The sequence below is a fragment of the Microcoleus sp. PH2017_05_CCC_O_A genome, from assembly GCF_020738785.1.
GTDB lineage: Bacteria > Cyanobacteriota > Cyanobacteriia > Cyanobacteriales > Microcoleaceae > Microcoleus.
Genome location: NZ_JAEQCB010000050.1, coordinates 1 through 25119 on the forward strand (window position 1 = coordinate 1; position 25119 = coordinate 25119).

27 protein-coding genes and 1 pseudogene are annotated in these 25119 nt (G+C 44.5%); 15 read left to right on the plus strand and 13 right to left on the minus strand.

Annotated elements, in window-relative coordinates:
* The 10 genes from JGK20_RS13185 to JGK20_RS13230 form a co-directional block, all read right to left on the minus strand.
* The coding region (locus JGK20_RS13185; RefSeq protein ID WP_293230745.1) for a histidine phosphatase family protein at positions 1-204 on the minus strand (204 nt) is incomplete at its 3' end.
* 224 nt (positions 205-428) lie between these two features.
* The gene (locus JGK20_RS13190; RefSeq protein WP_293208194.1) at positions 429-1118 is read right to left on the minus strand and encodes a DUF3226 domain-containing protein; all 690 of its coding nucleotides are present in this window, start codon (positions 1116-1118) and stop codon (positions 429-431) included.
* On the minus strand, positions 1111-2115 hold the full coding sequence (locus JGK20_RS13195) for an AAA family ATPase (protein WP_293192477.1): 1005 nt from the start codon (positions 2113-2115) through the stop codon (positions 1111-1113). The genes JGK20_RS13190 and JGK20_RS13195 overlap by 8 nt, the downstream gene beginning before the upstream one ends.
* Before the next feature lie 141 nt (positions 2116-2256).
* Positions 2257-4734 (minus strand): phosphoketolase family protein, encoded by a 2478-nt coding sequence (locus JGK20_RS13200; RefSeq protein WP_293230748.1) that lies wholly within the window; start codon positions 4732-4734, stop codon positions 2257-2259.
* Between the two features lie 668 nt (positions 4735-5402).
* Positions 5403-6083, minus strand: coding sequence for a Rho termination factor N-terminal domain-containing protein (locus tag JGK20_RS13205; RefSeq protein ID WP_293230751.1), 681 nt, complete (start codon positions 6081-6083; stop codon positions 5403-5405).
* A complete protein-coding gene (locus tag JGK20_RS13210) occupies positions 6080-7414 on the minus strand; it encodes an AAA family ATPase (protein ID WP_293230753.1) in 1335 nt (444 codons plus the stop codon). Before JGK20_RS13210 ends, JGK20_RS13205 begins: the two co-directional genes overlap by 4 nt.
* A gap of 71 nt (positions 7415-7485) precedes the next feature.
* Positions 7486-7731: a hypothetical protein gene (locus tag JGK20_RS13215; RefSeq protein ID WP_293230756.1), complete on the minus strand. Its 246-nt coding sequence runs from the start codon at positions 7729-7731 to the stop codon at positions 7486-7488.
* A gap of 102 nt (positions 7732-7833) precedes the next feature.
* A complete protein-coding gene (locus tag JGK20_RS13220; RefSeq protein ID WP_180274614.1) occupies positions 7834-8082 on the minus strand; it encodes a DUF4926 domain-containing protein in 249 nt (82 codons plus the stop codon).
* Positions 8083-8358: 276 nt separating this feature from the next.
* Positions 8359-11142 carry a type I DNA topoisomerase gene (topA, locus tag JGK20_RS13225; protein WP_293230759.1) on the minus strand — a complete coding sequence of 928 codons (2784 nt, stop codon included), beginning with the start codon at positions 11140-11142 and terminating at the stop codon, positions 8359-8361.
* A gap of 121 nt (positions 11143-11263) precedes the next feature.
* Positions 11264-11482, minus strand: a complete 219-nt coding sequence (locus JGK20_RS13230) for a hypothetical protein (RefSeq protein WP_293192493.1) — start codon at positions 11480-11482, stop codon at positions 11264-11266.
* Positions 11483-11903: 421 nt separating this feature from the next.
* Between JGK20_RS13230 and JGK20_RS13235 the strand changes: the two genes are divergently transcribed.
* Positions 11904-12785, plus strand: a complete 882-nt coding sequence (locus JGK20_RS13235; RefSeq protein WP_293192495.1) for an AraC family transcriptional regulator — start codon at positions 11904-11906, stop codon at positions 12783-12785.
* Between the two features lie 416 nt (positions 12786-13201).
* Positions 13202-13873: a VOC family protein gene (locus JGK20_RS13240; protein ID WP_293192497.1), complete on the plus strand. Its 672-nt coding sequence runs from the start codon at positions 13202-13204 to the stop codon at positions 13871-13873.
* A 132-nt stretch (positions 13874-14005) separates the two neighbouring features.
* Here the strand turns inward: JGK20_RS13240 and JGK20_RS13245 are convergent, their stop codons facing one another.
* Together JGK20_RS13245 and JGK20_RS13250 are read right to left on the minus strand one after the other, a co-directional pair.
* On the minus strand, positions 14006-14377 hold the full coding sequence (locus JGK20_RS13245) for a helix-turn-helix domain-containing protein (RefSeq protein ID WP_293187009.1): 372 nt from the start codon (positions 14375-14377) through the stop codon (positions 14006-14008).
* 18 nt (positions 14378-14395) lie between these two features.
* Positions 14396-14530 carry a hypothetical protein gene (locus tag JGK20_RS13250; RefSeq protein WP_293192499.1) on the minus strand — a complete coding sequence of 45 codons (135 nt, stop codon included), beginning with the start codon at positions 14528-14530 and terminating at the stop codon, positions 14396-14398.
* A 179-nt stretch (positions 14531-14709) separates the two neighbouring features.
* Here JGK20_RS13250 and JGK20_RS13255 point away from each other — a divergent pair, with 179 nt between their 5' ends.
* Positions 14710-15147, plus strand: coding sequence for a GFA family protein (locus tag JGK20_RS13255; protein WP_293192501.1), 438 nt, complete (start codon positions 14710-14712; stop codon positions 15145-15147).
* Positions 15148-15437: 290 nt separating this feature from the next.
* Here JGK20_RS13255 and JGK20_RS13260 read toward each other — a convergent pair whose 3' ends face one another.
* Positions 15438-16688, minus strand: coding sequence for an RNA polymerase sigma factor (locus tag JGK20_RS13260; protein ID WP_293190296.1), 1251 nt, complete (start codon positions 16686-16688; stop codon positions 15438-15440).
* 257 nt (positions 16689-16945) lie between these two features.
* On the opposite strand from JGK20_RS13260, the gene JGK20_RS13265 reads away from it, so the two are divergent.
* The 12 genes and pseudogenes from JGK20_RS13265 to JGK20_RS13315 all read left to right on the plus strand — a co-directional run bounded on the left by JGK20_RS13265 (position 16946) and on the right by JGK20_RS13315 (position 25102).
* Positions 16946-17518 (plus strand): TetR/AcrR family transcriptional regulator, encoded by a 573-nt coding sequence (locus JGK20_RS13265; RefSeq protein WP_293176345.1) that lies wholly within the window; start codon positions 16946-16948, stop codon positions 17516-17518.
* A gap of 97 nt (positions 17519-17615) precedes the next feature.
* Positions 17616-18497: a sterol desaturase family protein gene (locus JGK20_RS13270; RefSeq protein WP_293176347.1), complete on the plus strand. Its 882-nt coding sequence runs from the start codon at positions 17616-17618 to the stop codon at positions 18495-18497.
* Between the two features lie 20 nt (positions 18498-18517).
* On the plus strand, positions 18518-19396 hold the full coding sequence (locus JGK20_RS13275) for an ABC transporter six-transmembrane domain-containing protein (RefSeq protein ID WP_293176349.1): 879 nt from the start codon (positions 18518-18520) through the stop codon (positions 19394-19396).
* Positions 19397-19597: 201 nt separating this feature from the next.
* Positions 19598-20347: a CPBP family intramembrane glutamic endopeptidase gene (locus JGK20_RS13280; RefSeq protein ID WP_293190297.1), complete on the plus strand. Its 750-nt coding sequence runs from the start codon at positions 19598-19600 to the stop codon at positions 20345-20347.
* Positions 20348-20961: 614 nt separating this feature from the next.
* A pseudogene (locus JGK20_RS34515) lies at positions 20962-21246 on the plus strand (transposase); the annotation flags it as partial.
* A gap of 326 nt (positions 21247-21572) precedes the next feature.
* On the plus strand, positions 21573-21998 hold the full coding sequence (locus JGK20_RS13285; RefSeq protein ID WP_293176353.1) for a YciI family protein: 426 nt from the start codon (positions 21573-21575) through the stop codon (positions 21996-21998).
* A 70-nt stretch (positions 21999-22068) separates the two neighbouring features.
* Positions 22069-22491, plus strand: coding sequence for a VOC family protein (locus JGK20_RS13290; RefSeq protein ID WP_293176355.1), 423 nt, complete (start codon positions 22069-22071; stop codon positions 22489-22491).
* Positions 22492-22552: 61 nt separating this feature from the next.
* Positions 22553-23035, plus strand: coding sequence for a VOC family protein (locus JGK20_RS13295; RefSeq protein ID WP_293176357.1), 483 nt, complete (start codon positions 22553-22555; stop codon positions 23033-23035).
* A 56-nt stretch (positions 23036-23091) separates the two neighbouring features.
* Positions 23092-23496 carry a VOC family protein gene (locus JGK20_RS13300; RefSeq protein ID WP_293216908.1) on the plus strand — a complete coding sequence of 135 codons (405 nt, stop codon included), beginning with the start codon at positions 23092-23094 and terminating at the stop codon, positions 23494-23496.
* Between the two features lie 84 nt (positions 23497-23580).
* Complete coding sequence (locus tag JGK20_RS13305) at positions 23581-24060, plus strand: GNAT family N-acetyltransferase (RefSeq protein ID WP_293176361.1); 480 nt, start codon at positions 23581-23583, stop codon at positions 24058-24060.
* A 95-nt stretch (positions 24061-24155) separates the two neighbouring features.
* On the plus strand, positions 24156-24542 hold the full coding sequence (locus JGK20_RS13310; RefSeq protein ID WP_293205882.1) for a VOC family protein: 387 nt from the start codon (positions 24156-24158) through the stop codon (positions 24540-24542).
* Positions 24543-24583: 41 nt separating this feature from the next.
* Positions 24584-25102 (plus strand): GNAT family N-acetyltransferase, encoded by a 519-nt coding sequence (locus JGK20_RS13315; RefSeq protein WP_293230762.1) that lies wholly within the window; start codon positions 24584-24586, stop codon positions 25100-25102.
* Positions 25103-25119: the final 17 nt, after the last annotated feature.

The following is a 25119-nucleotide window of genomic DNA, read 5'->3' on the forward strand; positions in this document are numbered from 1 at the left end:
GCACAAAGGTGTTGCAGTTGCGATCGTGCGCTTCATCGGACTGACATAAACAGCATCCCAAGGCAATTTTGCGTAAGTTGCGCCAAATTGTTCGGCCATCATAGAACCTTCGGCTGTCAATTCTGGATCGAGGTCGCCGCAGAAACCGCCACTTTTGCTGTAAACTGTTTCACCGTGGCGCAGAAAGTAGATTTTTAAGCTCATATCAATATCTTATTTGATTGCTGAACAGGATTTTTTTTATTAACCACAGAGGGCGCAGAGGGCGCAGAGTCAGAGAAGAGAGAGATGAGTAATTCCGATACCTACGGATTTGATATGAGATCATCCCGTTTTTGTAGGGGCGAAGCATTCGCGCTAAAAATCTCTCATATAGTCGATAGGATACAGGCGCGAATGCTTCGCCCTTGCGGATATGTTTGCACATTTTAACAAAAAAGCCTAAAAAAATCTTTCAAATCATCAAGAGCAGGATTATCCCAATCCCAAATATCTTTTTTGTGTTCCATAACATAATCAAACCCAGACATACTACATTTCTTTCCAGCTTGTTTTTGTTCCTGATTTGAGCAAGTATCATATCTAATATAGTTGCTAATCCAGAATTTATCAAAATCTTTCTGATTAATTTTCTTTCCCTGGTTTTCTAGGCAAGTTTTCCAGCTATCCAAACAATCAGCATAGGGAGAATCTTTAGCCTTGATTGCCTTTAACAGAGTTTCCAGTTCACCTTTACCTCCAACATTTGTAAAGTAACAAGCCAATTTTGCATTTGTTCCATGATCTGTTGTACAAATATCGATAAATTGTTTAGTGCTTGACAAGCTTTCAGCTTCAAACACTTGTTGTATACATCTATCTACGAATTTTAGCCGTTCTTGCTCTGAATCATTATCAATATCGATAATAATTCCAATCTTTTCGATATCTTTTCGGTCAATCTTTCTGATTAAATTTTTTAAAGCTTTGATTAACTCTGTTTCGCTCAAGCCTTCCAAACTTTGATAATCATCTATATAAATAGGCTTTTCTACCTGGATATCGCAGTTTAGTTTTTCAACCATTGCCTGCATGAAAATTTTATCATTTTTACTTTCTACTATGACAATATTACTCACCTCTCACTCCTTCTTTATGCTCTAGTGCGTAATTCAAAGTTTCCAAATCGAGCCGACTTCCGATTATTTGATTTGTTTTGAGTTTCCTTGCTAGTTCAAAATAGGCGCTGCTGCATTCTTGATTAGGTTCCAAGCCAACATCAGCAAATGCTTGAAGCATCTCTAAACTGTGAGTTGTCGCAAAAATCTGGGTATCCAGTTCAACCGCTAATCGAAACAACATTCTCCAAAACTCTCGCTGGTTTGTATAGTGTATGCCATTCTCTATTTCATCAATGAGCAATATTTTATGTTCGCTGTTTACCAGTTTAAGAATAATGTCTGCAACTCGGTTCATGGCATCTCCAAACAATGATAGAGGCAAACGCTTTTCGCCTTTTCTTCTCAAGTATAGCGTTGGTTCCCCAATATAAAAACTCTCTACTGATTCGATTGCAGGGTCGATAATTTGAAAAGCTTTTAAAACTTCGCTATCTTTTTCATTCAAACGCGCGTTATCGTATGCTACTGTGAGTTCTCTCCCTGAAATCCTGGTAAACGATGGAATGATTGGTACTTTGCCAGTAGTAGAAGTATCATAACTCATTAAATGTGTCGCAGGAACCTTTTTTGATGACAAGGCAGATCGATTTTCGTTCCTCATAAACTCAATAACTATACTAGATTTAACTGAATTAATTTCTAATTTAATTTCTACTCGATCCGTGTTGTTGTAGTCTTTTCCAATAATTACTATAGATGTATCTTTTTTTAGTGCGTAAAATAAGTTATCCCAGGCTCTATCTGGCATAGCTTGTACAGCTTTTGATGACTCTCTTCTTAACTCTTTTAGGATTGCTAGACTGCTAGCGTGTGGAGCAATATTGAGAAAAAATGCTTCTAGCAAAGCTGTTTTGCCAGCATTGTTTTTGCCGCCGATTAAATTGACTCTTTCAAACCCAGAAATTTTGATTTGCTCAAAACACCTAAAATTTTGGATTTCTATTTCTTTCAGCATTACTTATCCTTTTGAATTAATCTAACTCATCTGCGTTAATCTGTGTTCATCTGCCTGTATCTGCGGTTAAAAAAAGAGAATTTTGCAACCGCAGATGACAATAGATTAACGCGGATTCACGCAGATAAAGAGAAGCCGCGCCTAACCCGGTGCACCCGATCGCACACCCTGATCTCCCGTCACCGTCGGATCCTTAGTTTCCTTCGGCATTTCAGACGCAACAGCACCACCATGCGGCCACTTCCAATCGCGGATTTCCGGCATATCGTCGCCGTGTTTAGTGATATATTGCCTGTGTTCGATCAGCTTGTCCCGCAGCGCCTGTTTCCCATAAGCCGCAGCATAACTCAGTTTCGGAACGCGGTCAATTACATCACCAACTAAATGGAAGCGATCGAGATCGTTCATCACCACCATATCAAACGGCGTGGTAGTTGTTCCCTCTTCCTTGTAACCGCGAACATGAATATTCGGGTGATTTTTGCGGCGATAAGTCAATCTGTGAATCAGCCAAGGATAGCCGTGAAAAGCAAAAATTACAGGCTTATCCTTCGTAAACAAAGCATCAAAATCCTTGTCAGACAAACCGTGAGGATGTTCTGTCGAAGGCTGAAGCGTCATCAAATCCACCACATTCACCACCCGCACTTTTAACTCAGGATAATCTCGGCGCAGAATGTCAACAGCCGCCAAAGTTTCCAGGGTTGGAACATCACCCGCACAAGCCATTACCACATCCGGTTCGCCACCTTTATCATTGCTAGCCCACTCCCAAATCCCGAGGCCCGCCGTACAGTGTTTAATCGCAGCATCCATATCCAAATATTGCAAAGCCGGCTGCTTTCCAGCAATAATCACATTCACATAATTGCGACTGCGGAGACAGTGGTCAGTTACAGACAGCAAAGTGTTCGCATCGGGCGGCAAATAAATCCGCACCACCTCCGATTTCTTGTTAATTACGTGGTCGATAAAACCCGGATCTTGGTGCGAAAAACCGTTGTGGTCTTGCCGCCAAACGTGAGAAGTTAGCAGGTAGTTGAGAGATGCGATCGGTCTCCGCCAAGGAATCTCGCGAGTAGTTTTCAACCATTTAGCGTGTTGGTTGAACATCGAGTCAATGATGTGAATAAACGCTTCGTAACAGGAGAAAAATCCGTGTCTTCCTGTTAGCAAATAGCCTTCCAGCCAACCCTGACAGAGATGTTCGCTGAGGACTTCCATCACGCGGCCGTCGGCAGACAGGTGCTCGTCATCCTCCGGTAAAATACTACCAGTCCACGCGCGGCCAGTCGCTTCAAACACCGGATCGAGGCGGTTTGAAGCAGTTTCATCCGGCCCGACAATGCGGAAATTTTGGTTTTCCTGATTGAGTTTCATCACATCCCGCAGAAAGCGGCCGGAAACGCGGGTTGCTTCTGCCATCACAGTCCCCGGTTTTTGCACGTCTACGGCGTAGTCTGCAAATTCTGGCATTTTCAAGTCTCGCAGCAGCAGACCGCCATTAGCGTGCGGATTTGCCCCCATCCGTCGATCGCCCTTCGGTGCAAGTTCCGCCAATTCCGCAATCAGTTTACCCTTATCGTCAAACAGTTCTTCGGGCTTGTAGCTTTTCATCCAATCTTCCAGGAGTTGGACGTGGCCAGGCTTAGAAGCCATTTCTGCTAATGGAACTTGGTGCGATCGCCACGATCCCTCAGTTTGCTTACCGTCAACCTCCTTCGGCCCAGTCCAACCCTTGGGACTTTTAAGTACAATCATCGGCCACTGAGGGCGATCGGAATAGCCCTTCGTGCGCGCTTCCTCCTGAATCGACTTAATTTCGCCGATCGCCGTATCCATCGTTGCAGCCATCAACTGGTGCATCGTTTCCGGGTCTGAACCCTCGACCCAATAAGGTTTGTAGCCGTAACCGACCATCAAACTCTCCAATTCCTCGCGGGGAATGCGCGCCAACACCGTCGGATTCGCAATTTTGTAGCCATTCAAGTGCAAAATCGGCAACACAGCCCCATCCCGAACCGGGTTGAGAAACTTGTTAGAATGCCAGCTAGCAGCCAGCGGGCCAGTTTCTGCTTCCCCATCGCCGACAACCGCCGCCACGATTAAATCGGGGTTATCGAAGGCCGCCCCGTAAGCGTGGACAAGGGCGTAGCCAAGTTCGCCGCCTTCGTGAATCGAACCCGGAGTTTCCGGCGCGACGTGGCTGGGAATACCGCCGGGAAACGAAAACTGTTTGAAAAGTCGTTGTATCCCCTCTTCATCTTGGGAAATGTTCGAGTAATATTCGGTATAAGTGCCTTCGAGATAGGTGTTAGCCACCAAGCCCGGCCCGCCGTGTCCTGGGCCTGCGATGTATATGGCGTTTAAGTCTTGGGCTTTGATGACTCGGTTGAGGTGAACGTAGATGAAGTTGAGGCCTGGAGTGGTGCCCCAATGTCCAAGGAGTCTGGGTTTGACGTGTTCGAGTTTGAGGGGTTCTTTGAGTAGGGGATTGTCGAGGAGATAGATTTGTCCGACGGAAAGGTAATTTGCCGATCGCCAGTAAGCGTTAATTTTGCCTAGTTCTGAGTCGGAAAGCGGTTTTAATTGGGGGATTTCGGTCGTTGTTAACATCATAAGCGATTCAATCCTGAGTTTGAGTGATGTGTTTGGTAAACTCTGTTTTGAAATTTGATGGAGGCCTAGAAACCGGGTTTTTTACAAAAATACTTGGTTACAACCCGCAGATTCGGGGAAAACCCGGTTTCTTTGTCGGAGTGCATAATTTATGTTTACTCCATATTTCACAAGCAAACAATTGAATTGTATACCAGTTTTATCTAAATCCAAGTTTAAATCAACGTTAATTTTTGATCGATAAGTCAGCTATTGTCGTGGCAGGAAAGCTGGATGTTGTGAGGTGAAAGCTAGCAATAAAAAAGATACTTCTCTAGGTAGAGGTAAGAATGATTTATGTGTGAAATTAAATTGGGAAAACTCAATTCAGAATTGAATTCAATAATCAGGAATTACCAAAGCCATAAAATAACAAAGACTCCTTAAGGAGCCTTCGCCAAAATATAAATCTTGGTATTCAGAACGTCTTTACCGGAATTCCTCGACCCTCGTGGGTAACGGGATGTCATGATTAGATCATGTCTGCTGCATCCATGTCTCTAATATAGTTCACGATTTAGATATGGGTCAAGTTTTAATCAGGAAAAGTATGAAATTTTTCCAGTGTGGGCAATTTACGGTATGGTATGCTAGCTACTTGTGGATTACCGCAGTTTTTTCCTTCCCCATTAGCTTAGCGCCTCAATTAGAGCATCTTTCTTCATCTTAGTTATTCCAGCAATTCCTCTTTTTTTAGCTATTGCTTTTAATTCAACAGTAGTCATTGTTCTGAGAATAGTCACGTCGTTTATTGTATCTGGCATTGATTGGGGAGTCAGATAAAATACACTCTTAATTGCGTCAAGTTTTTTGCCTTTGGTAATACCGCATTTCAGACTGGTGATTGGCTCAAAATTTTTCCAATACTTACGAGGAGCCTCATCAATTCGATTTGTAGCTATAGCAAGTTTAACGGATTTTAGCTCGCTATTCGGCTGTTCAATTAAATATTGCAACGCTGCTATAATTTCATCTCTGGATGCTGTGGAAAGATTGATTTTAGGCTTTTCCTCGCCTGCAAGGATTTTAGTGAGTGTCGTAGTATCATCATTATCGTCAGCAATAATGCACCAGACTCTTTCTAGCCCTGCTTCCTCTGCTACAGCATAAACAAAGGAATTACTAATAACTTGATACCTATCTTCACCAGTTTCTTTCACGATAACTGGAATCCAGTTTCGTCCACCCTCTTGTTTAAGTATCTTTGCAGTAGCTTTGATCAAAAACTCAGGGGCATCAGTAGCATCCCCTGGGTCGATTTCATCTATGTAGAGATGCATCAAACTGCCAAGAATGTTAGAAATTTTCATTGTAAAAAATACTCCTTTGCTAAATCTTTGTAGTAGTCATGGGCAGAACGATCTCGATAAACAGCAGGAATGCGTGAGAAGGCAGCATTAGCTATATTAGCGTAACTTGGTACTTGATGAATATGTAAGTCTTTTTTCGCAGTGGTGTACTTAGGGTAAAAGTAGGGTCGTAGGTTAAATCCTTCTTTTTTAGCATTTACAATAATATTGTTGATTGCTTGTTGAGCAACTTCTAGCTGTGGTTGTGTAATTTTTTCTCCATTAAGAAAGATTGGTAAGGCAATAGGATTTCCATCTTCTTTCGCAGCTTGTATTTCAGGGATAAATTTCTGAATTGCCTTTGCCGCATTCTCTAGGGAAAAGAGGTTGTTGTGCTTTGTAGGAATAAGAATAACATCAGCCGCATATACCGCAACTTGACTAATGAAACGCCAATTCGGGGATGAATCAATCAAAATATAATCATAGTCCTGCCTTGCAAAGTCGAGCTTCTTGTCCAGTGTACGCCGTTGCATTAACGTACGAAGTTCAGCCTCAGACTCGTTAGCCAGTTCATTGTCAGCAGGAATAATATCAAAACTGAGTTGTAATTTTTTATTAGAAAATTTATATGGAACCACGGCAGATTTTAGGTCTACGTTCTTTTCTATAAGAGCTTTTTTAACAAGCCCATCACTGACAGGAATACCCAAAGCACTTGTTAAATCTTGTTGATTGAAATCAAAATCTATTACTAAAACTTTCTTACCCAAAAAAGTTAAAATACCTGCCAGGTTAACTGTTGTAGTTGTTTTGCCAACACCTCCCTTGTTATTATAGATTGTTACTGTCAAGGCTCTACTGGTTTCTTCAATCTTCTTCCTTATCTCAGCAACAACTTTATCAACATTATTCACTTCCAGAGCCAAGCATTGAGTAGCTGGGAAGATTACTTTGCCATGCTTTCTAAACAGTTGAACATGGGATGAGTTAGTAATAATTCCCCATTTTGCTGACTTGCAATTAGAACCCAGTAACTGTTCCTTAAGTTGCTTAACAGTTTTTAAGTACCCTGGTGTACCTTCAGTAAGATTGATGTCTTTCCCTTTTAGCTCTAAAAGAAGATATGGATTAGATTGTGTGTGTAAGAAGATATCACCTCCAATATTTTTTCTTGCTGCTTTATCAACTATTCCACCACCATTAGTGTTATATTCTGGAACAACTTCATTAGAGTCAAACCCCAATGCTTGCAAAAACTGAGGTGAAAAGTGAGCACTGACAATAGCTTCTGAAGCGCCTTGAGGAAGACCTTGTAATGCAGTTTGAAGTGTAGTGGCTGGGGCATTCATGAGGAGGATAATTTAGTAATACTTTTATCTGAGTATACCAGAAATAACTACATTATTTCTAGTGGCGCGGTTTACGGACATGAGGCTGCTATAACTTTAGCGTTAATCAAGGTGAAAATCCGATCTAGTTCTAGTAAGCTTGCTAATTCTACAACCTCTTCTGAAGTTAAAATATTATCCTTTTTTCTCTCGGCTAGTTCTTCTAATCTGGCTTGCAGATTTTCCGTAAATTTGAATAAGTAAAGATTTCTGACTTTCTGCATCGAAATCTCGCTATCGATCCAGTAGGAAGGTTGTACCATAAGTTCAGATATCATGGTGATTCAATTACTCCAATTACTACATGGATAGTCTTGATTATATCATTAAAAAAAAATGTTCCGATCCCACGGTTTCTACAACCTGGATGTGAATCAATATTAACCTGCTGTTGCCAAAGAACGAACAGTTAAGATTTCATCAGGGCGGAGAACTTCTACAGTAGAAATAGGGACGGCTATAACTGTAAGAGACTCACCAACAGCATTAAATACTTCCAACAGACAGCCTTCTTCACCACCACTAGGATGAGGAACAAAATCAACCAATGTGGCAATATCTCCAGCTCTGAGTTGATATTCTGGTAAGTCACGAGTTAAAGCAACTTCCTGATATAGCTTTAGAATCATCTTAATTCTCCTTTTAAGCTGTCAGCCGGCCAAGTCCATTAGTCATCCCACGAGTCCGACAGGGGTTCAAACCCCTGTCTAATAGCTAAAGTCGGTTGAAACCGACTGAAGATTTGCCTGAAACCAATACATATCAACTAATTCTTCAGTCCTCTTTGAGAGGACTTTCGCTATGAGACAGGGGTTTCAACCCCTGTCGGACTATCGGTTTTACCTTAAGTTGACACCTATGAGCAGTGCTGTGTCCTTACTAATTTCAACGTCTCCTTACTAATTTCACTCTGTTTTCTTCTTACTCGCCGTAGCAGTCGTCGCCTTCTTAGCAGTGGTTTTCTTCGCAGCGGTTTCCGATTTCGCCGCAGTGGTTTTCTTCGCCGCAGTTTCCGACTTCGCCGCAGTGGTTTTCTTCGCAGTAGTTGTTTTCTTCGCCGCCGTTTCCGACTTCGCCGCAGTAGTCTTAGTAGACTTCTTCGACTTGCTAGATTTTCCGCCGCCCGCTGCTTCCTTCGCGGCTAACAAATCCAGTGCTTTTTGTAAGGTGAAATTCTCCACAGATTCATCCTTAGACAAGGAAGCATTGATATCCCCGTGTTTGACGTAGGGCCCATAACGGCCATCGTAAACATTGAGGAGTTCTCCCGATTCTGGATGCGCGCCCAATTCCTTCAACGGTGTGGCTGTTTTGCTGCTTCCCCGAACGGCTTTTGGTTGCGCTAATAGTTCCAATGCCCGATCGAGCGTTATAGTCAAAACATCATCAGGCGGCTTGATCGATCGATAATCCTTACCAACCTTACCCTGGTCGTGCACCACATAAGGGCCATACATCCCCAAATTAGCCTGCACCTTCGCCCCCGTATCCGGGTGAGTGCCCAACAGGCGAGGTAGAGTCAACAAACTCACCGCCATATCAACCGTCACACTATCCTTATCCGTCCCCTTCGGTAAAGAAGAACGCTTCGGTTTCTTGTTCGTTTCCGAAACATCCCCCAACTGAACATAGGGGCCGTAATTGCCAATCAGCACATAAATCGGTTCCCCAGTGTCCGGGTGCAAACCTAATTTTTCTGGCCCTTCAGTCTTTTGCTTTAACAGAAACTCCACTTTTTCCGGGTCTAAATCTGCCGGAGTCAAATCCTGGGGAATCGATGCTTTCACCTGGCCTTCTTCGTTTTCAGATTCGAGGTAAGCGCCGTATTTACCGATGCAAACTTTGGCTGTGATATTCTCCAATATCACAGTTCGGGCAACTTTCGCGTCAATCTGACTTTCCTGTTCTTTAACTTGCGTTGCAAGTCCCATTTCCCCTGTATAAAACTTTTGCAAATACGGCAACCATTTCGCCTCGCCCGTGGCAATTTCATCCAGGGTTTGTTCCATGCGGGAAGTAAAACCCGTGTCTACTAAGTCGGGGAAATGTGTTTCTAATAAAGTCGTGACGGCGAAAGCGGTGAAGGTCGGAATTAGCGCGTTAGCTATTAATTTCGCGTATCCTCGATCGACAATTGTACCGATAATACTCGCATAGGTACTCGGACGGCCCACACCCTCACTTTCCAGCATCTTCACCAGAGAAGCCTCGGTGTAGCGGGCGGGAGGTTGAGTTTCGTGTCCCACAGCCTCTACATCCTTACAATTAGGCTTATCCCCCACCTTCAGCGCCGGCAAAATCACCTCCTGGTCTTCCAGCGCCGCATTCGGGTCATCGGAACCTTCCACGTAGGCGCGCAAAAAGCCCGGAAAATCAATGCGTTTCCCGCTGGAACGGAAACCGGCATCTTCTACCTGAGTTAATACCGTGACGTGAGTTTGGCGCGAATCTGCCATTTGAGAAGCCACTGTCCGCTTCCAAATCAAATCGTAGAGGCGGAAATCAATCCCATCCAATCCCGTTTGCTGCGGAGTCCGAAAAGTGCTGCCGGCGGGGCGAATAGCTTCGTGGGCTTCCTGGGCGCCTTTGCTTTTGGTTGTATATTTGCGCGGTTGGGGGCTGAGGTATTCGCTACCGTAAAGTTCTTGCACGCAACTGCGGGCGGCAGTAATCGCCTGTTCGGACAAATGTACCGAATCCGTCCGCATATAGGTGATAAAACCGCGTTCGTACAAACTTTGGGCAATTCGCATGGTTTCCCGCGCACCCAGTCTCAGCTTGCGGTTAGCCTCCTGCTGTAAAGTCGAGGTCGTAAACGGTGGCGACGGTTTGCGGGTGACTGGCCGTTCTTCGATATTACCGACAGTCCAGGGTTTGTTTTGAATGCGTGCGAGTAAAGCCCGCGCCTGTTCTTCGTTCAGCAAAAGTACGCGGCGGCCTGCGGTAATCTGTCCGGTATTTTCATCGAAATCGCTACCGTTGGCAACTTTTACATTCCCGACTGTCACCAGTTTTGCCTCAAATGCACCCGCCTGTCCTTTGGCGGGAGGTTTGGGGGGGGTCAAAGTTGCTTTCAAATCCCAGTAGCTACCTTGGCGGAAAGCGCGGCGTTCCCGTTCCCGGCGTACCAACAGCCTTACTGCGACTGACTGGACTCGCCCTGCGGACAAACCCCAGGCGATTTTCTTCCACAGTAGCGGAGAGAGGGTGTATCCGACGAGTCGATCGAGAATTCGGCGAGTTTCCTGGGCCTGTACCACTCGATTGTCGATATCGCGGCAGTGAGTTAGGGCGTCGCGGATAGCTTCGCGGGTGATTTCGTGAAACACCATCCGCTTGATGGGAACTTTGGGTTTGAGGATTTGCAGCAAATGCCAGGAAATGCTTTCGCCTTCCCGGTCTTCGTCAGTGGCTAGAATCAGTTCTGTGGCGTCTTTTAGCGCATCTTTGAGTTCTTTAACAATTTTCTTTTTATCTTTGGGGATGACGTAAAGCGGTTCAAAATCTGCCTCCACGTTGACGCCGAGTTGCGCCCATTTTTCACCTTTAACGGCTTCTGGTATTTCTTCGGCGGAGGATGGGAGGTCTCGGACGTGGCCCATAGATGCCTCTACCCGGTACGTAGAGGGCAGGAAGTTACGAATGGTACGGGCTTTGGTGGGAGATTCGACGATAACTAAAGTTGACATGGCATCTTTTTATATATGGATGGACTGCCGATCGGGTTGCAGGTCACAAGCTGATGGGATTTTACTGCTTTTGGGGCAAAGACCAGGAACCCTTGTCTCTGCAAGATGCACGGAATGTCTCTCACCTGACTCTAGCAGAATTGGCGGTAACTGGATGCTGAGACTGCTGGATGCGGGCGGATGGTTCCTCTGTTGTAGATTTGAGATTTGAGATTTGAGATTGGGCAAGATTTGATGGTTTCCCCGCAAACAAGACTTGAAATGCGATCGAGAATTGGTCGAATAGTCGATCGCACTCACCAGCTAACATCAGATATTGTGGACTAATTCTTGATACCATTTTGCGATCGCGTTATTATAAACACTAGGCAAAATGACGTAAATCTTTGATTGATAGAACAACCGCAGATGTCAGGCAGATAGACACAGATTAACGCAGATATAACTGACAATTTTTATTATTCTTGTGGGATGGGCGTCCCGCCCGTCCAGAAAGAAGGGGCTCTTCTGGCCCATCCCACTTTCAAGAGTGTAAGTTATTAAATTTTCGTTCCTAACATTGGACATAATTCGGAAGTTGCATCAAGAACTCGGGGTGCCGGCTGAAATTTTGATCCAGCCATATCAATCGGTACAAACCCCTGCTTAAGTATTTTTGTTTACTGCGGATCGAATTTCATCTGCACCGCAAATTCAGCAATTTCTGTCAGGCTTGAGTCAGGATCGAGAGATAACCTTGAGATAGCCAAGGAGGATATTTTGTGAATGTAAAAGCTTTTGACGCCTATCGCTGTAGATTTTTGAAATTACTTGAGTACATTGATGCCAATCTAGAAGAAAATCTCAGTGTAGATAAACTCAGTATTGTTGCTGCGTTCTCAAAATATCATTTTCACCGACAATTTTCTGAGTTTTTAGGAATCGGCGTATACAAATACGTCCAGTTAAATCGCTTGAAGCGCGCCTCTTATCAGCTCGCATTTCGCGATCGCCCGATCGTCGATATCGCCCTCACGAGTGGCTACGAAAGCCCTGAAGCCTTTGCTCGTGCATTCAAAAAGAGCATAGCACAAACTCCTTCTGAATTCAGAAAGCAGCCGCAATGGGAAAATTGGCACGCCACTTACCAACAATTAAGCGAACTGAGGAACCAACACATGAAATCCGATACATCCGCTGAACAAGTCAAAATCGTCATCTTCCCAGAAACAAAAGTTGCAGCCCTCGAACATCGGGGAGATCCGCAGCTAATCGGCAATTCTGTCCGTAGATTCATCGAGTGGCGCCAGCAAAATAATCTGCCTCCCAAGGTGAGCAAAACTTTTAACATTGTCTACGACAATCCAGCCGAAACCGCGCCGGAAGACTATCGCCTGGATATTTGTGCAGCCACGGATCGTAATGTTATAAATAACTCATTCGGAGTGATGGGAAAAATTATCCCTGGAGGTCGTTGTGCCTTACTGCGCTATACTGGTTCTAACGACAATCTTGGTGAAGCAGTAAGATACCTTTACTCCGAATGGTTGCCACAAAGTGGTGAAGATCTGCGAGATTTTCCCCTATATTTTGAGAGAGTCAGTCTTTTTCCAGATGTACCAGAATCTGAGGCGATTACTGACGTGTTTCTGCCTCTGGAGTAGTTCAGCACTTACGCACTGGTGGTCAGAAACCGGGTTTTTTACGAAAATCCTTCGCTGTAGTCCACAGATTGACTAAAAAACCCGGTTTCTTTGATGGTGGTGCATCCAGGACTGTAGTTGAGTGCAATTAATGCCAAATCTGGGTAAACATCCCCTTGATGTCAATATTATTCGTAGGGTGCGTCGCCATCGACAATTCTAGCTATTGACAACGATTTAAGTAGCGACGCACCACGCCAGATAGTAAAGGGGATAACTAACCCCGATTTGGGATAATGCCAATTTGAAAAAATTTTGCTACAGTCATTAATTATAGAGAAATTATCTGTTATGTGCATAACTCCCCGCCGGACACGGCAATGCCGTTTCCCTACAGATGATATCTTCTAATTTCATCGTTTTATAGCTAAAAAATTATGGCATTTGAATTCGACCATATCTTCATCTTAACTGATATTGGTGCCCCGATCGCCGATCGCCTTTCATCCCTCGGTTTAGTCGAGGGTTCGTCTCGCATTCACGTTGGACAAGGTACCACAAATCGCTGTTTCTTTTTCCATAACGCGATGTTGGAACTGTTGTGGGTGCGCGATCCAGAGGAGGCGCAATCTGAGCCTATTTATCGGACTCGTCTGTGGGAGCGATCGACAAATCGCAATAATGGCGCCTGTCCCTTCGGCATCTGTTTGCGTTCAACCACAGGTTCTGAGGACACAGTAGCATTTTCTAGTTGGGCATATCGTCCGCCCTATTTACCTGAAACAATCAGCATCGCGGTAGCCACAAATAGTGATAATTTAACTGAGCCGATGCTGTTTCAAACTCCCTGGGGAAAACGTCCAGATTCATCCTCTACTGAGAAATTACAGCCCCTGAGTCACGGTGTTGGTTTCCGCGAAATTACTCGTGTAGAATTAGTAAGTCCTGCTGCGAATAATCCGTCACCAGAACTGCAAGCAGTAATTGATACAAATCAGGTCAAGTTAAGGAAAGGAACCGAGTATTTTCTAGAGCTAGGCTTTGATGGAGAAGTGCATGGGAAACAAGTAGATTTTCGACCGGGATTGCCGCTGATTATCAGTTGGTAATGTCAAGTTGCAAGCTAACAGTGGACATCTTCCATTCATTCCCAACTAATCTAGAAATTATCTACATTTATTTGTGTTTATCTGCCTTTAATCTGCGGTTCATTTATTAATCAAATATTTATGCAATCTTGTTTAACGATCTCTATAAGCTGTAGGAGTCATCCCCGTCAACTGCCGAAACTGTTTGCTCAAATGGCTGTGGCTGTTGAACCCACATTCTAAGGCAATTTCCGCGATCGATCGCTCTTTTTGCTGTAACAACTCCTTCGCCCGTTCGATCCGTTGTTGAAGCAGATACTGATAGGGAGCTATTCCCATCGCCACTTTAAACATATGGCTAAAATGAAACTGACTCATCCCCAGGAACGCAGCCAAATCAGCGAGCTTAATGTCTTGACTTAGATGTTCGTTTATGTATTCCAAGACTTGCAACAATTGACGCTGAGGTAAACCGCCCTCGTAAATTGTCAGGCGAGGTTTGGTAGTAAAGTATTGTCTGAGCAAATGCACTGCTATAATATTTTACACTGACTTGATGTAGAGATTTGGGCTTAAATTTTGCTGCTGTAGTTCCGAAAGTAGCATAATGCCGAGTGACTCAATTTGTCGATCGCGCATCCGAAATTCCGGCAGCAATTCCAGGCGATCTGGATTCATGTCAGACCGGGCAGCCCTAGTCTCGCCACCCAGCTAAACTCAGCCATTACCCTAGACTTTGGTCGTAAATCTTATCCGGTTAAATGCTCGTAGAAGTGTGTTGAGAGTCGATCGCGTCAATACCAAAAATCAGAGTTTGCAATTGTTTTTATTGTTAAGTTTCAAAAGAGGGTTGACAAATGTACAACAAAGGTTCATGTCAATGCGGTGCGATCGCCTTTGAGTTCGAGGGGCCGTACTTTCTCACATTCTGCCATTGCCAAATCTGCCAAAAATTACATGGTTCAGCATTCGCACCAATTCTTCATGCAGAATCAAAAACGTTTAAATGGTTGCAAGGCGAAGAATTCCTCAGTTATTTCAATTCTTCATCATATTTGAGAAGAGTATTTTGTAGCAAATGTGGCTCTAATATGCCAATAGTCAGTCACGAGCTAAATCATATTGCTGTCCCGGCAAGCGTTATGGACACACCAGTTGAACAGCAACCTGTAGCGCATTTTTATACTAGGTCAAAAGCAAGTTGGTTTTGCATCAATGATGACGCATTGCAATATGAAACCGTCCCGCCAGGAGGAATTCGGGAAGTTTACGAACGAGTTAAGAATGCAACTTAACAACAGGCTGGAGTCCGATATGGTAACGCGCGATCGATCGACCAATGTCATCGATAGCCCGTACATTTTAGGTTTGATATCATCGAAAATCTAAAGACCGCAATAAGATTCGTTCGTAGTGTGGACTTTAGTCCGCAAAAAGGAGCGGAGTAAAGTCCACACTACAAGCCATTTTTGTTTGAGATCATCGAAAGTCTAAAGTCGTAGTGTGGACTTTAGTCCGCAAAAAGGAGCGGAGTAAAGTCCACACTACAAGCCATTTTTGTGATGCTAATCGACTGGACATCATTTTAAGGCTGAACTTCCCGCAGCCGCCGATCGAGAAAACGGCGTTCGCTATCATTCGTAACTAGCGCCAGTGCTCTCTCATAGCTCTGTGCCGCTTCTGCTGATGCTCCCATACGGCGCAACAAATCGGCCCGCGCAGCGTGAAACAGGTGATAGCCATCGAGTTCGGGGCCGATCGCATCCAGAAGCGCGATCGCAGTTTGCGGCCCATCTACCATCGCGATCGCCACCGCCCGATTCAGCGACACAATTGGCGATGGCTGTAAGCGTTCGAGCAGATTATAAAGCTGAACAATCTGCTGCCAGTTTGTCTCTTGGGCCCGCACCGCCCGACAATGCACGGCTGCGATCGCAGCTTGCAAAGCAAACGGCCCGATCCCGCCACGGAATGCTTCCTCAACCAGCGGCAGCGCCTCGACAATCTGTGCCCTGTTCCAGCGACTGCGATCTTGCTCTTCCAGCAGGATCAGGTCGCCAGACTCATCCAGACGCGCATCGCGCCGCGAGTCGTGCAGCAACATCAGAGCCAGAAGAGCAGTCACTTCCGCTGGCGGTTGCGGTGCCATCAACATCCTCACCAGTCGCCCCAGCCGGATCGCTTCGGCGCAGAGATCCGCTCTCACTATTGTCTCGCCATGCGTCGCCGCATAACCTTCGTTAAAGATCAAATAGATCGCCGTCAGCACCGCTTCCACGCGATCGGGCAAATCCTTCGTATCCGGCACTGTGTAGGGAATGCCCGCGTCACGAATCTTGCGCTTTGCCCGTACCAGCCGCTGCGCCATCGTCGCCGTTGGTACGAGAAAGGCCCGTGCGATTTCATCCGTCTCCAGGCCACCCAGCAGGCGCAGCGTCAAAGCAACCTGAGCCTCGATCGCCAGCGCGGGGTGACAGCAGGTGAAAATCAACCGCAATCGCTCGTCGGGGATTTCGCCGATATCGTCATCGATTTCTTCGATAGTTTCGATCGACTCAGAGGCAGCATACACTTCAAGTTTTTCGGCAAGTCGCGTCCGCCGTCTGAGGCGATCGATCGCCTTAAATCGAGCTGTTTTAATCAGCCACGCGCGCGGGAGATCGGGGATTCCGGCAGTCTGCCACTGCTTCAGTGCAGCCGTAAAGGCTTCCTGCGCCGCCTCTTCGGCTACGTCGAAATCTCCAACCAGTCCGATCAATGTGGCGACGATCCGACCCCAGTCCGATCGATAAACGGAGTCAATGGCTTGGGTTACGTCTGGTTTTGCGTTTGGCATCACAACCTGATGAGAAAAATTTTTGGCGAGGTGTCGATTTGAGCGATCGCCCTTCGACTTATACCATTTTTTTAAATTTATGACAGACTTTTGCCAACTAGGGAAACGAGATAATTACAACGTCTTGTCGTCGTATCAAAATCGCCAATAGCCTAACTTCTCGTTGAAACCAAAATAGCCGATAGACTTGACACAGTATAATCGCACTGCTATATTATAATGAGCGCTCGATATAAACTTTATGCCCAAAATCGTCCATGCCCAAAATCGTTGACTCTGAGGAGTATCGTAAAGAGCTTCTCCATAGATGCTTTAACCTATTTGCCGAAAGCGGATATGCTAGTGTTACAACACGACAAATCTCTAAGGCATTGGGTATCTCCACTGGAGCAATGTATCACTACTTTGCTAGTAAACAGGTGTTGTTTGAGCAATTGGTTGAGGAGATCAGTTGGCAGGATGTTTATCTATTTAAGTCGATTGCTGAAGGAGGAACGCTGACCGAACGCATTGAAAGACTTGGATGTATGCTGGTTCAGCATGAAGAACACTTTGTCAAACAGGCAGTAATTTGGACAGATTTCTACCAGCATACCGCCGTGACAGAGATTAACAGTAATCCCATTTTTCAGCAAATAGATCGGCGCTATCAACAAATGATGGAGGAACTGCTTAATCTCTCAGATCCGAAGCTCGCTCGATTTGTCTGGACTTTGATCAATGGTATCTTGATCGAGCAGATAGAACGTGAAAATAGCTTTTCCTTTGCCCAGCAGATTCACTTATTTACCAAGATGTTAATTGCCTACTGCGAAAAATACTGTATCTAGCCTTAACAGGCAGACAACTGTAAAAGCTCTATCGACATTAATTTAAATAATTCGAGCGCTCGAATTAAAACACTCAAAACACCATAGGATGTTGACTATGAACATTTCTGCCCAACCGATTCTAGAAAACTTGCAGCATCTAGAAACTTCGCTGTTCTCCCTATCGCTTATCTTGTTTTGTATTATCTTCGCTGAAATCGGCGTTGACTTTTTCTTTCGTAAACAACGGAATTACCGAGAAACGGCTGCAAATATCGGTGTTGGTATCGTTCATGATTTTCTCAGCGATCAATTAGCAAATGTTGTAGCTGTAGTTGGGCTATCCCTAATTGCGGCAGTCAGTCCTCTAAAGGTTCCTGTAAATGGCTGGACAATGCTATTAGCAGTATTCATCGCAGATTTTCTCTATTACTGGAACCATCGTGCAGAACATCGGATTCGTTTTTTTTGGGCATATCACAGCGTTCATCATAGTTCCACTGATTTTAATTTGACTGTAGCGCTGCGGCTGGCATGGGTTGAAGACTTTATCCTTTGGATTTTCTACATTCCGATGGCACTGCTGGGATTTCATCCCCTACAAGTCTTGATTGCGCTCGAAGTTGTGGGGCTATATCAAGTCTGGATTCACAATCAGAAAATTGGGCGATTGGGAATTCTCGAATCCATGATGAATACAGCTTCCAATCACCGTGTACATCATGGCTCAAATCTGCCATACATTGATAAAAATTATGGTGGCATTCTGATTGTTTGGGATAGGTTGTTTGGAACTTACCAAGCCGAGACGGAAAAGGTGATCTACGGGCTGACTGAAAATATTCAAACCCACAATCCTATTCAGATCAATATTATGGAATATTCCAGAATCATTAGCGATTTACGACGATCGCAGACTCTCAAAGAATGGTTCTTGAGTCTATTCGGTCCGCCTGAATGGAAACCACAAGCATTCAAACAACTGCCTAGCAAAGATTAAACCTACTTGAATCTATCTCTATGAAACTTCATTCTGTCTCGCAAATTTTGGAACGCCTGTTTCGATCAAATTACAGGTCTATCCTGTTTACCTATGGGCTGACGTTGCTGGAAAATACGTTTGAATTGCTATATCCGCTAGCGATCGGATTTGCTATCGATCAGCTTCTAAAGGGAAACTATAGCAACATCATCCCCTTTCTATGCATTTGGCTGGCACATGCGATTACAGCTATTTCTCGTCATGTATACGATACTCGAACCTTTACCAGTATCTATAGCAACTTAGCAACAGCGATGGTTGTAGAGCAGAGTAAGCAGGGCGCTTCAACGGCTCAAATTGCTGCGCGTTCCGTGCTTTCCAGAGAATTTGTCGATTTCTTTGAGCGAAATATTCCCCAAATTATTGCAGGGTTGTTTAGCTTTGTTGGCGCATTGGTAATGCTATTCATCTATGACATACAGATTGGCGCATATTGTTTGGCTTTGCTTATTCCGTTGATTTTGATCAATCGCAGCTATGCTCAGAAATCACAACGGTTGAATCAAAACTTGAATAATCAGCTAGAACAGGAAGTAACAGTTTTAAGCCAATCTGAGGCTGAAGTAGTGAGATCGCACTACTTGTTAATAGCAAAATGGAGAGTCCATCTTTCTAATGCAGAAGCCCTGAATTATGGATTTATAGAACTGTTTACGATTTTACTTGCTGCCACGGTTCTGATTCGTACAGTCTGGATTCCAGGCATTCAAACAGGTGAGATTTATGCCATTATTTCCTACCTGTGGAACTTTTTAAAGAGCTTAGAGAATATTCCAGCACTGGTACAGCAGTTTAGCCGGTTACAGGATATTGGGCAGAGAATGCAACTAAGTTCTGAGGCATTGAGCAAGCTGTGAATCTTGAAGTGATGGCAGCAGCCCAATAACTGTTCTGAACTAGAACGTATCAATACTAATTGATCAGTTGGGGTGCAAAGTTTGGCTGCATCTGATAGGTACATCAGTTATACAGAGAACCTTTGATAGGATCGTGATTAAAGATTAGAGTGTTGGCTCTCAGTATTGAATTTAGCTGTAATTGGAGGAACTATGATGTCAATGAGATTATTTACAATTTTGTGGCTAACAGGCATGGTAGGCATCGTTTCTCTTTGGTGGATGAAATTACCTATTCCTGAGGATGAAGAACTTCAGATGCCGCTCTGGGGAATCAAATTGATTTCTTTGATTCAACCAACCTTTCTTTTGTCTATTACTGTCTTGATTGGTGTTGTACTAGCTCATAAAGTTGGATTATCCGCACCTCTGGCTGAGGCAGTGTCTAATCGAACTTCAATTAGTTTGGCTATTCAGCCCCAAGTGCTTCCAGGAATTATTGGAGGCTTGATCGGAGTTATTGGATTAACTTTTATTCAGTTTTGTGCTAAAGTTTTTCTACCTTCTGATTTTATTACGAAGGCTGAAACTCTATCAAGCAACACCCCATTTTTGACTCGTATTCTGTATGGAGGTATTACCGAAGAATTATTGCTCAGATGGGGAATAATGACGCTTTTAGTATGGATAGGTTGGCGTATTTTTTCAAAAGGGCAGGGTGTGCCTTCCATATTCTGCTTTGTATCGGCGATCGCCCTTTCAGCATTTCTCTTTGGGCTGGGTCATTTACCCCTTGCCTTCGTACTAGGAACACAAGTCACTCCTTCAGTCATTACCTATGTGATTGTGGGTAATTCATTTTTTGGCATCATTGCAGGCTATCTGTACTGGCGTAAAGGTCTTGAAGCGGCAATGATTTCTCATATGTTGGTTCATGTTGTTATGGTTACATTTACCCGTTTAGCCCGATGATACAAGAATGGAATGTTTTCATTGACAACTCACTGTAAATGTTAGCCCCATTCGGTAGTACAATAATCCCAATGCACCAGATTGACACAAAGTTCTTAGTTGAGGATTCGAGGCAATCGGCAACTGGTGATTAGGAACGCCATCGTACAGCAAGCTCTTGGTGCTGGAAGCATAAGGAGAATTTTAGTGTTAAAATTTGCTGGGAAAGTCGGTCGAGGTAGAATCGTTTTATGCTTGCTCAATCCATCCTAGAAACAACCAGATTGATTTTGCGCCCCCTATCTCTTGCAGATGCGCCATCGCTCCAAAGTGTGGCAAGCGTTCGTGAGATTGCCGATACTATGATTTCTATTCCTCATTATAAATTAAAATCTTACCTCAAAGTTCCAAGACCCCAAAGTAATAAGGTGAACGAAGTTGCACAGACAAACTTCAAAAAAAACTGTGGGAGATTATCAAAGTAATGATTAAATATTTCGGAACAGGACAGCCTGTAAGGATATGGTGTCAGGACGAGAGTAGATTTGGATTGATTACTATGCAGGGCAAGATGATTACATTGAAGGGGATAAAACCCATCGGCAAAAAGCAATCTTTAGCGAGAAAACTTCTATCTTTATGGAGTTGTAGAACCATCAACAGGTGAACAATATTATCAAGAATTTTCTCAGCTCAATCACAACTGCTTTCAAGAGTTTTTAAATGGATTTGCTGAAAAATATTCAGAGAGTTTCAATCTAATTATCATGGATAATGGTAGCTTTCATAAAGCTCTCTTGTTAGACTGGCATGACCATGTGATGCCAATATATTTACCTGCCTATAGTCCTGAATTGAATCCGATTGAAAGATTGTGGGAACAAAAAAAGACCTCAAGTTGGCAAATTATTCGAGTTTAGAGAAACTCAAAGAACAGGTAGATATAATTATCAAATCTCTCACGAATGAAGAAGTCTTATCTCTCTGTAGTTGGGACTATATCCTTGAAGCTATATTAAGTGCAGGTTCATAGTGAATTGGTATTACACAGGGCAACAACGGAGGCAAATAGACATCTGGTAAAAAGAAATTAGGCGAGGAGCGAGCGATCGCACTTGCTCGGATCCGGGTGAAGCATTTGGACATAAAATCAAGGGTTTTAGGCATAAATTGTCGCCCTCGGCGTACGCCCTACATTTATCAAACAGATGTCTCTTCAAGATCGTAACCTGACGAGCAAAATTTTTTGGCGAGGTGTCGATTTGAGCGATCGTCCTTCGACTTACTGATACAGGGAAACAACCGAGACAAACCAATGAAATATTTGCTGCTGATTTACATGGAAGAAAACGCCATGAACCAGACCGATCGCGAACATTGTTATGGAGAATCCACACAGCTTGCACAAGAACTCCATGCAAAAGGGCAGTTTTTGTCGGCAGCCCCGCTGCACCCTGTAGCGACGGCGACTAGCGTCCGGGTGCGCGACGGCAAACAGTTTGTTACCGATGGCCCGTTTGCAGAAACTCGCGAACAACTCGGCGGGTTCTTCCTGGTTGATGCCCAGGATCTCGACGAGGCGATCGCGATCGCCGCCCGCATTCCAGGGGCGCGCGCCGGCACGATCGAAATCAGACCAGTAATTGAGGTCGCGGGATTACCTAAGAATTAGTTTTTGCACTTCTTAAAGACAATTTGAGTGCAAAAGATAACGCCTAAAACTCAACAAACAGGAGCAAGCCATGCAACTCAATCCTTATCTCTTTTTCAACGGTAACTGCGAGGCAGCTTTCAAGTTTTACGAGCAATGTTTTGGGGGCAAAATCGTCACAATGCTCACTAACGCGGATGCGCCAACTGCGGAACCAAAACCCTGTGAATTATCTACTGATTGGCTTGACAAAATTATGCACGCGTGTATGGAATTCGGAACGTATCGCTTGATGGGTTCTGATTGTCCGCCTAAGTTTTTTGAAGAAACCAAAGGCTTTTCTGTACAAATCGCGATCGACGATCCAACAGAGGCGGAACGTATCTTTCACGCCCTCGCTGAAAATGGCACAGTGAAGATGCCATTCGGGCAAACTTTTTGGGCTTTTCGGTTTGGAATGCTGGTCGATCAGTTCGGTATACCGTGGATGGTTAACTGCGAGAAAGCTGCCTAAATCAAAGAGAGGCTTAACTGTTTCCGTCACTTCCGCCACTAGAACGATTAGTAGAAACACCATGCAAAACAGTCAAAAAATCACACCATGCCTCTGGTTTAACTTTAATGCCGAAGAGGCTGTCAATTACTACCTGAGCATTTTCAATAACAGCAAGATTTTGGAAGTTTCGCACTACGGCGATGCCATACCCGAACACAAAGGCAAACTGCTTACCCTGCTGTTTGAAATTGAAGGGCAGCAGTTTCAGGCACTCAACGGTGGGCCGCAATTCCCATTCACTGAAGCCATTTCCCTCAGTGTGGACTGCGAGACACAAGAAGAAGTTGACACGCTGTGGAGCCAGTTGTCCGCAGGTGGAAGTGAAAGTCAGTGCGGCTGGCTCAAAGACAAGTTCGGGCTATCTTGGCAAATCGTACCGCGATCGCTCACAGAAATGCTGAAGGACAAGGATGCCGACAAGGCGACGCGCGTGATGCAAGCCCTGTTCGCAATGAGCAAGATTGATGTTGCTCGCTTGCAGCAAGCCTACAACCAGCAATAGCCAACAACGCAACAACTACCATTTACTTTCCCATAAAACAACAAAAGGAGAAGACCGTGGCTACTAAAATTTTCGTCAATCTGCCCGTAAAAAAGCTCGATCGATCTATTGACTTTTTTACTAAACTCGGCTTCACCTTCAATCCTCAGTTTACTGACGAGACAGCCACTTGCATGATTGTCAGCGACGACATATTCGTCATGCTTTTGACTTACGAAAAGTTCAAGACTTTTACGCCCAAAGCAATTTGTGATGCCACCAAAAGCACAGAAGTGCTGGTGTGTTTATCTACTGAGAGTCGAAAAGAAGTTGATGAAATGGTTGAGCGGGCGATCGCCGCTGGTGGAACAACCTATAATGAACCACAAGACCACGGGTTTATGTATTCCCATGGATTTCAAGACTTAGATTGTCACATTTGGGAACTTGTCTACATGGAACCAAGCGCAGTAAACCAATAGTCACTGCGTTCACAATGGAAGAAAGATTGCGATCGCCATTACAAATGTAATACACTGGTTACAACCTTTGAGATGATGATGCAAATGCGGATTGAACCTTACGACGCTCAACAACTGGATGCAATCATTCGCCTTTCTCTTCGGGCATGGACTCCGGTATTTGATTCGATTCAGAAAGCGATGGATCTGGATGTCTACCAGAGTTTCTATCCCGATGGTTGGCGCGTCAGCCAGCAAGAGGCTGTCGAAGGTGTCTGCGCTGCGGAGGATACAAATGTCTGGGTTGCTATTGATGCAGGTTCCACCGTGGGCTTTGTCGCCGTGAAACTCGATTCGGAAAGCAGCATGGGTGAAATTTACATGATCGCTGTCGATCCAGACTTTCAAGGTCGTGGCATTGGCTCCGCTCTGACAGAATTCGCTGTAAATTGGATGAAAGATGCGGGGATGTCTGTTGCAATGGTCGAAACCGGAGGCGATCCAGGTCATGCCGCAGCACGTCGCACCTATGAAAAGGCGGGTTTCGGGCTGTTACCGATCGCCAGATACTTCAAAAAGCTGTAGATTTGTCGATCGGGTGGAACGTTATTGTCATTGAACTCGTCGATCTGGTTACTTCTTCACAAGATAAATAAGCGATAATATAGTAGGAAAAATTGATGATTGACCATACTGGCATTAACATTAGTAATTTCGAGAAAAGCAAAGATTTTTACACCAAAGCCTTAGCCCCGCTTGGTTATCAATTACTGAAAGAGTTTGATGCTTCTGTGACTGGTTCTATATCTCTGGCAGGTTTTGGAATAGACGGAAAGCCCGATTTCTGGATTACACAGGGAGAGGTAAATACCCCTAGAATTCATATTGCTTTCCGCGCAGAAACTCATGAGATGGTTCAGGCTTTTTACACAGCAGCGCTAGCAGCAGGGGGGCGAGACAATGGTACTCCGGGTTTGCGAACTCACTATCATCCTGATTATTATGGTGCTTTTGTTTTAGATCCAGATGGACATAATATGGAAGCAGTATGTCATTTTCCTGTTTAACATTAATCAAGGCAGTGAAAATAAAATTTCAAAAGTAATGAATGATGATAAACCTCCGCTCCGCCACCTCCGCTGATTTAGCTCTACTGCGACATTGGGATGAGCAACCTCATGTGGTTAATGCAGATCCTAACGATGATTGGGGTTGGGAAATAGAACTCGATCGCACTCCCGACTGGAGGGAGCAATTAATTGCTGAAATTGATGGCCGTGCGATCGGATTTATTCAGATTATCGATCCAGCACTTGAGGATAGTCACTACTGGGGCGATGTTCCAGCGAATCTACGTGCGATCGATATCTGGATTGGAGAAGAGACAGATTTGGGCAAAGGCTATGGCACACAAATGATGCAGCTTGCACTGACTCGATGTTTCGCCGACTCTGCTGTGACGGCTGTACTCATCGATCCACTTGCTAACAATACCCGTGCCCACCGCTTCTACGAACGTCTTGGCTTTCAATTTGTTGAACCGCGACAGTTTGGTGACGATGACTGTTTTGTTTATCGCCTGAACCGGGCAGATTGGCACCCCAGTAATGAGAATAACGCTCAATGACTTATTCTTGCACAAGC